This window comes from Gilliamella sp. ESL0232 (genome assembly GCF_013346885.1).
In the GTDB taxonomy this organism is placed as follows: Bacteria; Pseudomonadota; Gammaproteobacteria; order Enterobacterales; family Orbaceae; genus Gilliamella; species Gilliamella bombi.
Genome location: NZ_JAAEDW010000005.1, coordinates 64,922 through 79,571, shown reverse-complemented (window position 1 = coordinate 79,571; position 14,650 = coordinate 64,922). Strand labels below are relative to the sequence as shown.

11 protein-coding genes are annotated in these 14,650 nt (G+C 34.8%); 3 read left to right on the top strand and 8 right to left on the bottom strand.

Going from position 1 to position 14,650, the window contains the following annotated elements; all coding sequences use genetic code 11:
* Positions 1-28 precede the first annotated feature (28 nt).
* Entirely contained in the window at positions 29-1,834 is a 1,806-nt protein-coding gene (edd, locus tag GYW75_RS06760) for a phosphogluconate dehydratase (protein ID WP_174798846.1), read from the top strand.
* 131 nt (positions 1,835-1,965) lie between these two features.
* Here the strand turns inward: edd and GYW75_RS06755 are convergent, their stop codons facing one another.
* Entirely contained in the window at positions 1,966-3,687 is a 1,722-nt protein-coding gene (locus GYW75_RS06755) for a thiamine pyrophosphate-dependent enzyme (RefSeq protein WP_174798845.1), read from the bottom strand.
* 305 nt (positions 3,688-3,992) lie between these two features.
* Between GYW75_RS06755 and GYW75_RS06750 the strand changes: the two genes are divergently transcribed.
* Together GYW75_RS06750 and GYW75_RS06745 are read left to right on the top strand one after the other, a co-directional pair.
* On the top strand, positions 3,993-5,834 hold the full coding sequence (locus GYW75_RS06750) for an SLC13 family permease (RefSeq protein ID WP_411578251.1): 1,842 nt from the start codon (positions 3,993-3,995) through the stop codon (positions 5,832-5,834).
* A gap of 80 nt (positions 5,835-5,914) precedes the next feature.
* The gene (locus GYW75_RS06745) at positions 5,915-6,229 is read left to right on the top strand and encodes a hypothetical protein (RefSeq protein WP_065609344.1); all 315 of its coding nucleotides are present in this window, start codon (positions 5,915-5,917) and stop codon (positions 6,227-6,229) included.
* A gap of 703 nt (positions 6,230-6,932) precedes the next feature.
* On the opposite strand, the gene GYW75_RS06740 is transcribed toward GYW75_RS06745, so the two are convergent.
* The 7 genes from GYW75_RS06740 to GYW75_RS06710 form a co-directional block, all read right to left on the bottom strand.
* The gene (locus tag GYW75_RS06740; protein ID WP_085164549.1) at positions 6,933-8,381 is read right to left on the bottom strand and encodes a VWA domain-containing protein; all 1,449 of its coding nucleotides are present in this window, start codon (positions 8,379-8,381) and stop codon (positions 6,933-6,935) included.
* A 128-nt stretch (positions 8,382-8,509) separates the two neighbouring features.
* Positions 8,510-9,877: a VWA domain-containing protein gene (locus tag GYW75_RS06735; protein WP_174798844.1), complete on the bottom strand. Its 1,368-nt coding sequence runs from the start codon at positions 9,875-9,877 to the stop codon at positions 8,510-8,512.
* 65 nt (positions 9,878-9,942) lie between these two features.
* Entirely contained in the window at positions 9,943-10,425 is a 483-nt protein-coding gene (locus GYW75_RS06730) for a hypothetical protein (protein ID WP_174798843.1), read from the bottom strand.
* A 2-nt stretch (positions 10,426-10,427) separates the two neighbouring features.
* Entirely contained in the window at positions 10,428-11,117 is a 690-nt protein-coding gene (locus tag GYW75_RS06725; RefSeq protein WP_174798842.1) for a hypothetical protein, read from the bottom strand.
* On the bottom strand, positions 11,117-12,742 hold the full coding sequence (locus tag GYW75_RS06720; protein ID WP_202983938.1) for an SUMF1/EgtB/PvdO family nonheme iron enzyme: 1,626 nt from the start codon (positions 12,740-12,742) through the stop codon (positions 11,117-11,119). Before GYW75_RS06720 ends, GYW75_RS06725 begins: the two co-directional genes overlap by 1 nt.
* Complete coding sequence (locus GYW75_RS06715; protein ID WP_085164559.1) at positions 12,699-13,922, bottom strand: ABC transporter permease; 1,224 nt, start codon at positions 13,920-13,922, stop codon at positions 12,699-12,701. The genes GYW75_RS06720 and GYW75_RS06715 overlap by 44 nt, the downstream gene beginning before the upstream one ends.
* A 3-nt stretch (positions 13,923-13,925) precedes the next feature.
* Positions 13,926-14,642 carry an ABC transporter ATP-binding protein gene (locus GYW75_RS06710; protein WP_065625390.1) on the bottom strand — a complete coding sequence of 239 codons (717 nt, stop codon included), beginning with the start codon at positions 14,640-14,642 and terminating at the stop codon, positions 13,926-13,928.
* Between the last annotated feature and the right edge of the window lie 8 nt (positions 14,643-14,650).

Below are 14,650 nucleotides of genomic sequence, written 5' to 3'. Positions count from 1 at the left end.
AAATAGAAAAAAATAAGACGAGGTCAATGTGAATCCGACTATTCAGGCTGTAACTCAACGTATTATTGAGCGTTCTAGGGCATCTCGTACCGCTTATCTGCAAAAAATAGAAAGAGCTATGCATAAAAAAGTAACTCGATCTAGTTTACCATGTAGTAATTTAGCCCATGGTTTTGCTGCTTGTTGTAGCGATGATAAAAGTGATCTAAAAAACATTTTAAAAAGTAACATAGGGATTATTAGTTCTTATAATGACATGTTATCAGCTCATAAACCGTATGAGTTTTATCCTGAACAAATTCGAAAAGCACTTCACGAAGTTGGCGCAGTTGGGCAAATGGCTGGTGGAGTACCTGCCATGTGCGACGGTGTAACTCAAGGCGAGCCTGGAATGGAGCTATCATTAATGAGCCGTGATGTGATTGCAATGTCGGTTGCTGTCGGGCTTTCACATAATATGTTTGATGGTGCTCTATATCTTGGAATATGCGATAAGATTGTACCAGGTCTATTTATTGGCGCATTAACGTTTGGTCACTTACCTGCTATTTTTGTACCTGCAGGACCAATGCCATCGGGCTTACCTAATAAAGAAAAGGTGCGTATCCGCCAGCTTTACTCAGAAGGTAAAGCTTCGCGTGAAGACTTACTTGAATCAGAATCGGCATCTTATCACACTAGTGGTACTTGTACTTTTTATGGTACCGCAAATAGTAACCAAATGGTTATTGAATTAATGGGACTACATTTGCCAGGGACGGCCTTTGTTCATCCTGAAACAGCATTACGTTATGAATTAACCAATGCTGCTGCTAAACAAATTACTCGCCTAACCAACCAATCAGGAAACTATATGCCTATTGGTAAAATGGTAGATGAAAAGGTGATTGTCAATGGTCTAGTTGCACTACTCGCAACTGGCGGTTCAACTAATTTAACAATGCATATTGTGGCAATGGCTAAAGCAGCCGGCATAATTATTAATTGGGATGATATTTCAGATCTATCAACAGCAGTACCACTACTTTGCCGAATTTACCCGAATGGTCCAGCCGATATAAACTATTTTCAAGCCGCTGGAGGGACATCTTTATTGGTTCGCGAATTATTATCGGGTGGTTTATTACATGAAGATGTTGAAACTGTAGTAGGGCGTGGACTTAGTCGTTATACTCAAGAACCTATTTTAGAAAATGGCAAACTTACTTTCCGTGAAGGTCCAACAAAATCATTAGATGACAGCGTCATTGCATCAATCAAAAGACCATTTAATTCTCATGGTGGATTAAAAGTGATGTCAGGAAATCTTGGTCGTGCAATTATGAAAACATCAGCCGTTGCACCTGAACATCAAATTATTGAAGCACCAGCAGTCATCTTTAATAGCCAATATGATTTAGATGCCGAATATAAAGTAGGCAAACTAAATAAAGACTGTGTAGTTGTTGTCCGTTATCAAGGACCAAAAGCAATTGGTATGCCAGAATTACATAAACTAATAACACCGCTAGGTGTTCTGCAAGATAAAGGTTATAAAGTTGCGTTATTAACTGATGGTCGATTATCGGGAGCTTCGGGTAAAGTACCTGCCGCAATTCATGTCACCCCCGAAGCTTATGATGGAGGTTTACTCAGTAAAATCCAAAATGGAGACATGATCCGTGTTAATGGTCAAACTGGCGAAATAACATTATTAGTAGACGAAGCAGAATTAGCCAAACGTGAACCTTATTCTTTCGACTTAACGGATTCACATCTAGGTTATGGGCGTGAACTATTTACCGTTATCCGAGAAAATTTAACTTCCGCAGAAGAAGGCGCCGTTAGTTTTTAATTCATTTATTCTGCCGCAAATCAGCGGCAGATCCCCCCAAATTATACTGAAACACCCCTATTTCCTGAAACTTTTTAACAAAAACTCTCTGTAAACTTGTCATTTAAAATAAATATAAAAAATAATATAAACTATTTCTTGATAAAATTATCCACCAATAGATTTACTACATCGCCCATTTTCCCTTGCAAAGAAGCTTTTACACTGTAAAGCGCCATTCCCATAACCTGCGATGCTTGAATTTCAGGCGGCATAACTAATTCATTAGAGCTGGTTTTAACATCTAATAATGCAGGACCTTGATGCGATAAAAATGATTGCATTGCTTCATCAAGAGAATCAGAGTTATCAACTCTTATCGCAAATAATCCCATCGAATCGGCAACTTTTGCAAAATTAGGATTCTGTAAATCGGTATAGTGATCAACTAAACCTTCTGATTTCTGTTCCAATTCAACAAAATTAAGTGAACTATTATTAAGCACAATAATTTTAATTGGCAAATTTTCTTGAATTGTAGTTAACAAATCGCCTAATAACATACTAATACCACCATCACCTGATAAAGTAATAACCTGACGATTAGGAAATGCTTTTTGCACGCCTAACGCTTGCGGCATTGCATTTGCCATTGTGCCATGTTTCAAACTAATGACAGTACGTCTTTTCCCATTGGTATTAAAATGCCTACAAGCCCAAACCATAGCAGAGCCAACATCAGCACAAAGCACAGCGTCTTGTGTCGCATATTTATCAACAAGCTCGGTTAAATATTGAGGATGAATCATTGTTTGAGACGGTACAGCTTTCTTATTCAATTTATCCATTGCTTTTATATACAATTGGCGACATTTTTCTAAAAACTTAGAATCTTGCTTTTCATCAACTAAAGGAATTAAAGCGGCTAACGTTGGCTTACTACTACCAACAACCCCCACACTCACTGGATGACGCCGCCCAAGATGAGTGGCATCAATATCAACTTGAATAATAATCGCTTTATCAGGATAAAATTGCGACCACGCAAAATCAGCACCTAACATAATTAACACATCACACTCTTTAATCGCTGTTGTTCCTGACTCCATACCAAACATACCAGTCATACCAACGTTATAAGGATTATCATACTCAACAAAATCTTTACCCCTCGATGTATGCACAATAGGTGATTTTAATTTTTCAGCAAAGGCAATAAGCTCATCGTGAGCCTCACACACTCCTTGCCCAGCGAAGATAGCTATTTTATGATTATTATTAAGTATTTCTGCGATTTGATTCAATTCTTCATTTGACGGGCGAATAATAGGTTTAGGATGATAAATTTTATGCCCACTATTATCTTCAACCTTAATTAAACTAATATTATAAGGTACCACTAAAACAGCTACACCTCGTTGATTAATTGCAGCTTGAACTGCTGCGGTTGTTATTTGTCTTGCTTGGGTTGGATCATTGATTTGCTGACAAAATACAGAACAATTTTTATAAATAGATTCAAAGTCAACTTCTTGCGGAAAATCGGTACCTTGTTGCGAAGTCACCAATTGGCTTGCCAATAAAACAACAGGTACTTTATTACGGTGTGCTTCATAAATACCGTTAATAAAATGCAAACTTCCTGGACCACAAGATCCAGCACAAGCCGTAATTTGGTCTGTTAAATAAGCTTCTGCCCCTGCGGCAAAAGCACCGACTTCCTCATGACGAACATGTACCCATTCAATATTACTTTTTTTAATAGAAGAAGTAATATGATTCAAAGTATCCCCAACAATACCATAACAATGCTTAACACCTGCTTCAGACAAAACATCAACTATAATTTGTGCAACAGATTTTTTTGATGACATATTCTCTCCTAAAGAGTTAACGATTAAATAGGTTTAGTTGCTTAAATTACACCTACTTTTCAATAATGCGAATAGGTCATAAAGAAAATAGCAAAAAATGTTAAAAAACGAAAAATAACGTAAAAAAAATTAACGATAAAGTAATTATAGCCATATAAACTTTATTTAGAGATATTCCCTATTACAATAAATCAAGGTATTATGTACAAAATGTAATCTGTATCATAGAGCTACTTTTTGTGGAACATTTGTCATCTGAGGATGGTTTAGTATCATCAATCGCTAAATTCTTACCTAATTATTTTATTGAATATTACCCACTTATTACTGTCTGCATATTATTATTAATAGCAATTTTAATGTTTTCGTTCAGCAAATTAAGAATGGACATTATTGCATTGCTCACAATAACGGCAATCACCATCACAGGCGTATTAACACCAGCTGAAGCCCTCGCTGGATTTAGCGATCCTAATATTATCTTAATTGCCCTTCTATTTATTATTGGTGAAAGCTTGGTTAGAACAGGTATTTCATACAAAATGAGCGAATACATATTAAAAGTCGCAGGCAAAAACGATATTCGCATTATCACCTGCATTATGTTAGGCGTTGCTTTGCTTGGCTCAGTGATGAGCTCAACTGGCGTAGTTGCAATTTTTATACCCGTTGCCATTAGCATTGCTAACCATACTGGTATTCATGTAAAAAAATTAATGATGCCACTTTGTATTGCGGCATTAATAAGTGGCATGATGACACTGGTTGCCACCGCTCCAAACCTTGTTGTAAACAGTGAATTAAACCGTGCCGCTTTGACTGAATTCAGTTTTTTCTCGATCACCCCAATTGGTATTGGTGTTTTAATTGTCGGGGTTATATATTGCATATTAACACGCAATTGGTTACTCACAGCAGAACAAGTTACCCCAACTAATACCCAACCACAAAGACGAAAAATCACCGATTTAATTCGAGACTATAAATTAATTGGCCGAGCCCATCGAGCACAAATACTAGCTGGCTCACCTTTTGTTGGGCGCACAATTGATGGCTTACATTTGCGTAGTGAACATGGTGTAAATGTTATTGGTATTGAACGTTGGCGCAAATTCCACAAAGTACTAATCCCCGTTAATGGCTCAACCGAATTTCGTGAAAATGATATTTTATTACTCGATATGTCACACTCCGAAGCCGATTATCGAACCTTTTTAAACACCAACAACCTTGAACCGAAAGTATTACGAGGTGAATATTTTTCAGAACAGGTTAAACAAGTCGGCATGGCCGAAGTTGCCCTGCTCCCAGAATCGACACTGTGTGGAAAAACACTTAATGAAATTGATTTTAGAGGAAAATATTTCCTGACTGTAATTGGTATTTGGCGTAATCATGCACCAGTTGAAACAAACAACTTATTCCAAGAACGTTTAGAAATGAGTGATACATTACTAGTTTGTGGTGACTGGGGTTCGATCCAAAAACTACAAACTCGAACCAATGACTTTGTTGTATTAGACTTTCCGGCCGATATCGACGACATTGCACCAGCAAGCTCACAAGCACCAGCGGCTTTAATTAATCTCGCCATTATGATTATTTTAATGGTGACAGGTATTGTGCCTAATGTGGTTGCGGCATTAGTCGCCTGCTTACTGATGGGAGCAACACGATGCATTGACATGGCTAATGCCTATAAATCCATACATTGGCCAACCTTAATTCTAATTATAGGTATGATGCCTTTTGCACTAGCACTCAACAAAACGGGGGGGATTTCGCTCATATCAGCTTGGCTTGAAGTCCACTTACGCTCTTTCGGCCCATACATGGTGCTAACATTTGTTTTCTTATTATGCTCAACAATTGGATTATTTATATCCAATACTGCAACAGCCATTTTAATTGCGCCAATCGCTATTGATTTAGGACTAAAATTTGGTTACTCACCTTATCCATTTGCCATGACGGTGGCAATTGCCACATCAGCGTCATTTATTACGCCCGTATCCTCACCGATTAAAACCATGGTAGTAGCACCGGGAGGATACAGCTTTAGCGATTTTGTCAAAATTGGCGTACCGTTAACTTTTTTAGTAATGGCGGTGGATATTGCTTTAGTACCGGTGTTTTTTCCGTTTTAAAGCCTAACTATGGTAATGATTGAAAATAATACTAATATAAAAGCATATTTTATTAAATTGAGAAATAGGAGAATTTAAAAATGATGAATTTTTTACAAACCATTATGGGACTTGCAGTTTTTGCTGCATTAATTATCGGACTGTTGACTTTCTTAGGCATATTTATTCTATTGCTATGTTACACAATTATAAAGCAAGTAAAATCAGATAAAAAAAGTGATAAAATAAGTGATGAAATATTAATACAACACTATAATATGTTTAAAAAATACAAAGATAGTGTTGCTCTTGCAGTTTTGTGCTACGGCATTCTTTATATGTATGGCATGAAATTAAATCAAAAAGCTTTTGATGCTTATAAACAATGTATGATTAAACGTAATTTACCTTTATAATTTTTACTCACCAATTTAAACATAGTAATGGCAACAACAAAATAATCCACCAAACCTCCTGTTTTGCGTGCTGCTCTTACTTATAATTGTCATTACATTCTGACACCATAAAGAAGATTCCCATATTTACTTTACGGTGTTGTGAGCGTTTATTTTGATTTAAAACCATCAAGATATAGAATTTGATTGTATTGGAATTTTTGTTTTGCTTTTTTAAATTGAATATGTTGGTTACAGCGTGCTAAGATTTTGTTTGGTGTAGTGGTTTTAGACGTTTTAGCCTTTTGGTGGAATAAATAACAATAGTGGCAAGCAAGCTATGCGAATTGCCAGATCCCATTTAACAATCTCATTCTTAGCTGTACAGAATAAAGCCTACTTATATTTACTCATATTATCCTGATACTCGCCTTTTCGAGATCATCTTCACTTTGCTCAAATATTCAAATTTGTTACAGAAAATATATCCGCCAGCGCTCAGTTTTAACTCATCCTCTATAATTCGTTCTTGACTAGCGCAGCCAAACATTCCTGTTGGCTTGGCCTTATGGAATTTCGCATAAAATTCGCCAAATCGGACGTTAGTACGAATGTTATTTATTCTATAAAAAAGTCTGAAACATTGTCGAGCTCAAATAACTGTATAGCTGTATAATTGAATTAAAAAAACTCAATAAAATTATTTAATATAATTTTTTATTATTTATTGGCACACAGGCCTATCAATTTTCAAATTTGAAACCGCTTTATTCATTTGTTTAATCATATCTTTAGGGCTTTGAGCAATATAAACTTTTCCACCTGTTGCATTAGCAATACAGTCAATTTTGTGTTCACCAGCAATATCCACAATATTAATCTTTAATCGTGGTTTTTGTGCAGCTATATAATTTGCTAATGTACAAATATTTTTCCTTGTACAATTATCTTCACCATCGCTAATAATAAGAATATAATCATCACGATTTATGCCATCAAGCATTTTACTCGCTTTTTCTAAACCATTATATAAAGGTGTTCCACCTCCTCCGGCTGCAGTCGGTGTTAAGTTTCTAATTCTATGCTTTAGTGATGGGCGATTTTTGTAATTATAAAACGGCGAAACTTCTGCTGCTGGGCAATTAGTCAACGTTACCAGTGAAATACCAATATTTGGTTGTATCTTATCAATACTCGATGTAGCCACACTCTTACTACTTGATAAACGAGTTGGTAAACGGGTCATACGCTTTTCGTATTTGATTCTTTCTTCTTCTGACATATTACTACCATACGTCAAATATCGAAAATATTGTTCAACCGCTGATGGTGATTCATTTAATGTTACTGTCATTGATAATGAATTATCAAACACTATTGCCATTTTAGATGGATTAGGATCTTTATTCATCTCTTCTTTGGTTATACAGTTCGGTGGATTTTTTACCTTTGGCTTTAACGGTGGCTGAGGTATCGGTTCAGGTTTAGGCTCTGATGTTGCAATTGGCGTAGATTCTTCAGGCACGGTATCTTTTGGCTCAGTAACAGGCTCAGACGCCGGTTTAGGTTCAGGCTTCTTCACTATAACAGCCGGCGCAACAATAGCTATAGGATCGGGAACAACTGTTTTTTGTTTACCAAAAGGGCAAAATAAATACCACAGAATACCAAGCAAACCAACAAGCAATAAGGCTAATAGTAAAAAATGCCACCAACGCCAAAATGGTTTTAGTGGAATAACTGGAGCTACTACAGGTAAAACTGGTTCTTCAAAGGTATTAATAATAACGGGCTCATCATTAATAACATAAATTAGGTTACCTAAACTTTTAATTCTTGGAAGCCATGCTGAAACTAAATTTCGCTCTTCATCGTTTAATGGCATTAGTTTAATAGCATTTTCAATATCATTAATACGTGTTTGTAATGTCTTGGCTATTTTGTTTCTATGCGATTCATCGACAAGACTATCAAGTAATATAGGTTGCCCTTCAAGATTAGTGTACCATCCAATATATTCATTGTTATCAATCAATTTTGGTATTGCTAAAACCGAAAAAGTACGATCAGTTAAATGTGATTTTAATAATAATATTAAGGAATTATATTGTTCTAATAGAGAAATTTTCTCTAGATTATTATAATCAAAGACTATCCGCGTTATTCGTTGCATTATTGATTTAATTCCTTACATTCTCATATTATTACTCTAAATAATGTGCTAAATCTAACTTTTATAGATAAAAATATAAAAAACGATACATTCGAGCTATGTAATTGTATCGTTTTATTTAAAATTGATTATTCACATATAGGTTTACTAATATTCATACTCGAAATAGCTTTATCCATTTGGTTAATTATCTGTTTTGGACTTTGAGCTATATAAACCTTACCTCCAGTTTTGTTTGCTACACAGTCAATTTTATGCTGCCCAGCGATATCAACAATATTTATTTTTAAACGAGGTTGTTGAGTGGCAATTTTGTTCGCTAAAGCACAAATATTAGCTTTGGTACAGTTATCTTCACCATCACTAATAACTAATATGTAATCATCACGGTTTACACCATCAAGCATTTTACTTGCTTGTTTTATACCACTATATAAAGGTGTTGCGCTTTTATTTTCTAATGGTTGTAACCTATTTATTTTATTTTTTAACTTGCTTCTATTTTCATAATGATAAAATGGAGTAGTTTGTGCAACAGGACAAGCAGATAGAGTTACTAGCGCAATATTAACGTCAGCTTGTATTTTATCAATGCTCGACAATGCTACTTTTTTACTTGTTGATAACCGATTTGGTAAGCGAGTCATTCGTTTTTCATATTCATCAATTTCTTGTTGTGTCATTGAATAAAAATCAGCATGCAAGTATTGATTAATGGATGCCTGAGTTTCCATTAAAGTCAATGACATCGATGCTGAATTGTCAAATATCATAACCATTTTTGGTGTGTCTGTATTATTCGCAATTTCTTCACGAGTAATACAACTTTTAGGTGCTGGTATCGGTTCAGGCTCCGATTTTACAACAGGTTGTTGCTCTTCTTTTGGTGGGTCTGATTTCTTTTCTTCAACTGGCTGAGTAATTACAGGCTTTGTATCAGGAATCGTAGGCTTTGCTTTTCCATATGGGCAAAATAAGTACCAAATAATACCAAGCAAAGAAAGTAATAATAGGGCCAGAAGTAAAAAATGCCACCAACGCCAAAATGATTTTGGAAGAATAACTGGTGCTGGAGCAGGTAAAACAGGGTCTTCAAAGGTATTAACAATAACCGGCTCATCATTAATAACATAAATATGATTGCCTAAACTTTTAATTCTAGGTAACCATGATGAAATGAATGCCTGCTGCTCAGCTGTTATGGGTATTATCTTAACAGTTGTTTCGATATCGTTAATACGATATTGTAGCGTTTTTTCTATCTTAGCTTTAAGTGATTGATCACTAATTTCGTTCAATAAAACAGGTTGTCCTTCTAACTCGGTATACCAACCAATATATTGATTATCGTCAATCAATCTTGCTATTGCTAAGATAGAAAAAGTACGATCAGTTAAATACGGTTTTAGCAATGCTAACAATGAATTATATTGATCTAATAAAGATATTTTTTCAGAATTATTACGATCACACATAACTCTTGTTATTCGCTGCATTGCCTATTTATTCCCTTTTATTTAACTTCAGTTTTTGTTTGAATATTGATTAAACCAGAATATATTTATATATTCAGTGCTTTTTGCAATTGTTGAAGTTTTTTATTTAACTTTTCTAACTCAACTTGTTTTTCAAGTTCAGAACTACCTGAATTGTTAACTTTTTTCAGTTGCTGTTCTATATCTCTGACTTGAGCCTGTAGATCGTCACGGCCTTGGGCTTTTTGTTTAACCTCATCAGTTAGTTTAGTTAAATCAGTTTTTAATTTTTGCTGCTGTGCCTGTTTTTGTTTAATGCTTAATGAAGTGTCATTTTTTTGTTTTTCAATTACGGCATAAATTTCTTTAAACTGCTGATTAGCTCTTACTTCATTCTCTAGAATTTGCTTTTTTTGATCAATTCTAGCTTGGTAATTCCCTGAATAATTACAGCTGATTTTGTCCATAATACCAATGTTAGTATTAGTTGGATCACACTGTTCGGGCGTTGTTGAACAACCAACTAAAAAAATAAACGGGCTGAGTAATAGAAGATATTTTTTTTTCATAATTAGCTAACCTTAACCGCTGAACGTTGTTTTGTAACAAGATTAATTTGATTTTCAAGTACTGAAATTTGTTTATGTAATTGGCTTATTTGTTTATCAAGTTTTGATACATTCATACCTGATTGTCGTTCTTGAGATGATATTGAAATCCAATCATTTTCAACGCCTCTCATGCGTTGTAATTTATCTTGTAAATAAGCAATATTAGCATCAATTTGAACTAAATCTTTTTGAGCCTGTTTTTTATTTAAGGTTTCTTTTTTAATTTGATTATTTAATACATTAAGTGTCGCTAAATTCTTATCTAATACAGCTTTAGCTGTTTCAGTTACAGCTTGTACTTCGTAAGTGTTTTGTTGAATATCTTGGATGTAAACATCGAGGCGCATTTCAGCATCCGCATATTCTGCTCGTTTGTTGTCAAGATAATAGTTTGCTCCCATCATAACACCACAACCTACGGCTGCAGACGCAATACATACGCCTGTTTTTCCTCCTGCTAGCATACAGCCAATACCGCCCAAACCAGCACCAATAGCACAGGATTGCCACGCTGATTTACTAAAAAATTTAGCTGTATTACTTTTGGCCAATGCAGGATCGACATTTCTGGAGCTCACTCCGCCAGAACCTTGGCATCCTGTTAGAATAAGCGATACACACAAAGCAAGTGTTAGGATAATTTTATTCATCATTTATTTCCTTTTATTTCGGTACATGTTTGTAGCCAAATCGTTCGTTCGATTTTTCCAGATTCAATATATTGATTAATATGTTTGAAGTAAAGTTTTAAATAATCACTCATATTAGCTTTGCCACTATTTTCTAAAATAAATTGAGTTGATTTGGCTTGATCATTAATCGTATTTTTTTCGTAATTTGACGCAGTATTAACTATTGTGTCGGAATAATATTTCAATATAAAATCCCGTGCACTTTTAGATTCATCAACAACCTGTTTTAAATTATCTAGCTTCGCTTTTGAGCACATATTGTCATCTTCCAATGCGTCTGTTTCTTTTGGATCACAAACCTCATTGGTCATTGTTTTATATAAATTGTCATTATACTCAAATTTGCTGTTTAAATCTGAAACATTAGCGCACAAAAATGCGCCTAGCTGTAATGCCGATTGAATGGAACGATCCCGTTGTTCATCTCGAGCTTGATTAGCACTTCTTAAAAGCGTATTTAGTTTATTTAATTCTTTTTTTGTTTTTTCATCTTCAACTTGTTTGGTGATTTTTTCAAGCTCATTAACGACATTACCATTTTTTGTGCTGTCTGTTTCGTTACCTAACTGACTCCATTCTTTATCTAACTCTTTGATTTTGTCATTCGAATTCATCACTTCGGTTGTATAAACTAAACGAAATCCAACATCTTTACTTTTATACGCACCTTTATCATCATAAAAAGGTTTTTCGGTACGAAAAGCACTGGTAGTTGATGATTCTGGTGTTAAATAACTCCCACCACGGACAATCACTCCACCTTGTTGACCATGGTAGCGATCTAGTTTATTCATTCGAAACGAATCAAACATCATTTCGCTTGCATTACCTAAAATATCATAAAGATCTAGCGGGTTAGGTTCTAACCTACCAATCAGTTGTAATTTACCATTAGCAGATTTTGCGCCAGAAAACCATGCATAGCTTTCGAGATTACCTTTCATCGGAAATAGGGATTCACGAAACTCCGATTCTGTCACTTTTGACCCACCGCGAGCGGCATACTCCCATTCGGTATTATTAGGTAAACGAACATAACCATTAGGTAAATTACTTGATTTTATTTTTGATTGGTTTTCAATTAACCAACGATTATATTTATCCGTAAAGGCGATGACATCAAACCAGCTAATATCAGTAATGGGAAAAGAAAGATTTACTTTAGGAGTTGGACAAGTCTCGTTCATTACTGATTGATATTGCAATGCGGTAATCTCATATTTACCTATCAGGTAATACCGTTCTTTACCTGCATCAGAAAAACTACCAGCAATATAATTAGGTGTTGCATACTCGGCAAAACCGAGTTCTTTTTGGTTACTACCTAAAATGATTTTAATATCATCTAACGGTTTATTGGTCGGGGTAAAAACCTTTTTCATCACTAAACTGCCATCACATGGCATAGGTAAAATCACGTCATCTTTTGTTGGTTTGGGATTATAAAATTTACTATCCCAAGGTTGAGCAAAACTTAATGATGGATGTAGATTAATTGCAGCCAATCCCCAACAAGCTAGTCGGACGTATCGAGTACAATTATGCTTCACGTAAGCTTTCTGCTGGTTGAATTTTGATAGCACGTCGCCCTCCTATAAGCACAATGCCTGCAGCAATAAATAAAGTGAGTAAAAAGGCTATGATAAGATGATAAAATTGTAATTGACTTACAACAGATTGTGAAACCAAATTTTTACCTAAAACTAAATTAAACGCATAATTACCTATTACAAAAAGAGTACAAGAGGCAACAAAAGCCAAACAGCTTAAAATCATAGCTTGGTTTATTAAATAAAGCATAATACCTTTAGAGCGAAAACCGATTAATCGCATAAAGGCAATATCTTTACGTTTGCGTTCAATATTTGATAAAAATGATCCTATAAATGATAAAACACACCCTAAAATCGCTGTAATTGCAATAACGCTAAAAATAAAATTAAGTACTCTATTAATCGCTTGCATGTTTTCAATTGCGTTAGCTTGTGTACGCGTTTCAATGTGTTTTTCTCTTAATTTAAATGCTAGTGGTGATACATTATCAAGTGAGTCTGCATAAATACGAGCTCGTGCGAACGAGGTATGTTCAGGTGGATTTAATTGTCCTGTTGAGGTTGGAAAAATGTCACTTTGATAACCATCATAATAATTTTCCATATCAATAAGTAATTCTAAAGTAACAAAAACCGCGGCACGGCTATAACGGTTTTCGGGAATAATGCCAACCACATCTAATTCAGTCATGCCTTTTTCTAGTTTTCCATCAAGCTGCCTAGTAATTACCATTTTGACTCGACTTCCTACTGTTACTTGCATTTTTTCGGCTGATAATGAACTTAATAAAATTTGTTTTTTATTATTAAGTAATGGCAAGTTTTTTGTTATTGGATCATCTTTGGCTGTAGGTATAATTTCGGCATTATTAACAAAATGGCTAGCATCTTTCATTAAATCAGCTTGCGTATTTAATGAACGAGTTAATGGAATAACAAAAGCTGTTTCTGGCTGTTTCTTTATCCACTCAAACACTTCATCTTTTAGTTGTAAATTACCAACTATTTTTACTTCTAAATTTTGCGGGTCATTAAGCAATTGCTCTCGAAGTTGAGAAACCACACCATATTTTAAACTAAATAGCAATAATAGCGGTGTAATTACTGATATTACTGAGGCAATAATACAAAATGAAACTTTTTTGTCATACCATAAGTCAGCTACAGACAAACGAGTTATAAGTAACCATTTTGATATTGCTTTAGTCATCTTTTATGCCTTATCTTGTAATGGTAGAAATTCCGAAGATTGTGAGGAGGTTAATTTAGCCGATAAAGTAAATAATCCTTTGTTAGCTATACGCTGCAGGTCATGTGTTACAATCATGGCAGCTATATTATCCTGCTGAGCTTGTTCTATAATTAAATCAAAAAGTAAATTTGCATTATAGGGATCCAATGCCGAAGTCGGCTCATCGGCGAGTAATAACGCAGGTTTATGAATAATAGAGCGAATAAAGGAAGCTCGTTGCCTTTCACCAATTGATAACTGTTTAGGATATTTATTTAGTAAATGAATAATGTTGAGTTTTTGCACTAAATAATCAAAGCGATCATTATCCACTTTTTTCTGTAATAACTTTAACGATAATAAAATGTTGTCACGAACCGTTAAAAATGGCAGTAATCCACCTGTTTGTAACATAAAACCTAAATACTTAGCACGAACATCTGCCAATTGATCTATTTTATCTTGTTTGATGAGTGTTGCAATATCGATATCACAACTATCTATAGCCAGATTATAACAGCCAATTTCGTCTGGTTTTAGAATCATCCCCACCATTTCAAGTAAAGTACTTTTACCAGCACCACTGTCGCCCTGAATAACGACCACCTCACCAGCTTTTACAGTTAGCTTTGGTAGGCAAACACTAAAAAAGGATTTGCCTGTTGAGCGTGAAATTGCAATTTGATTGATGGTTAACATATTTTCTA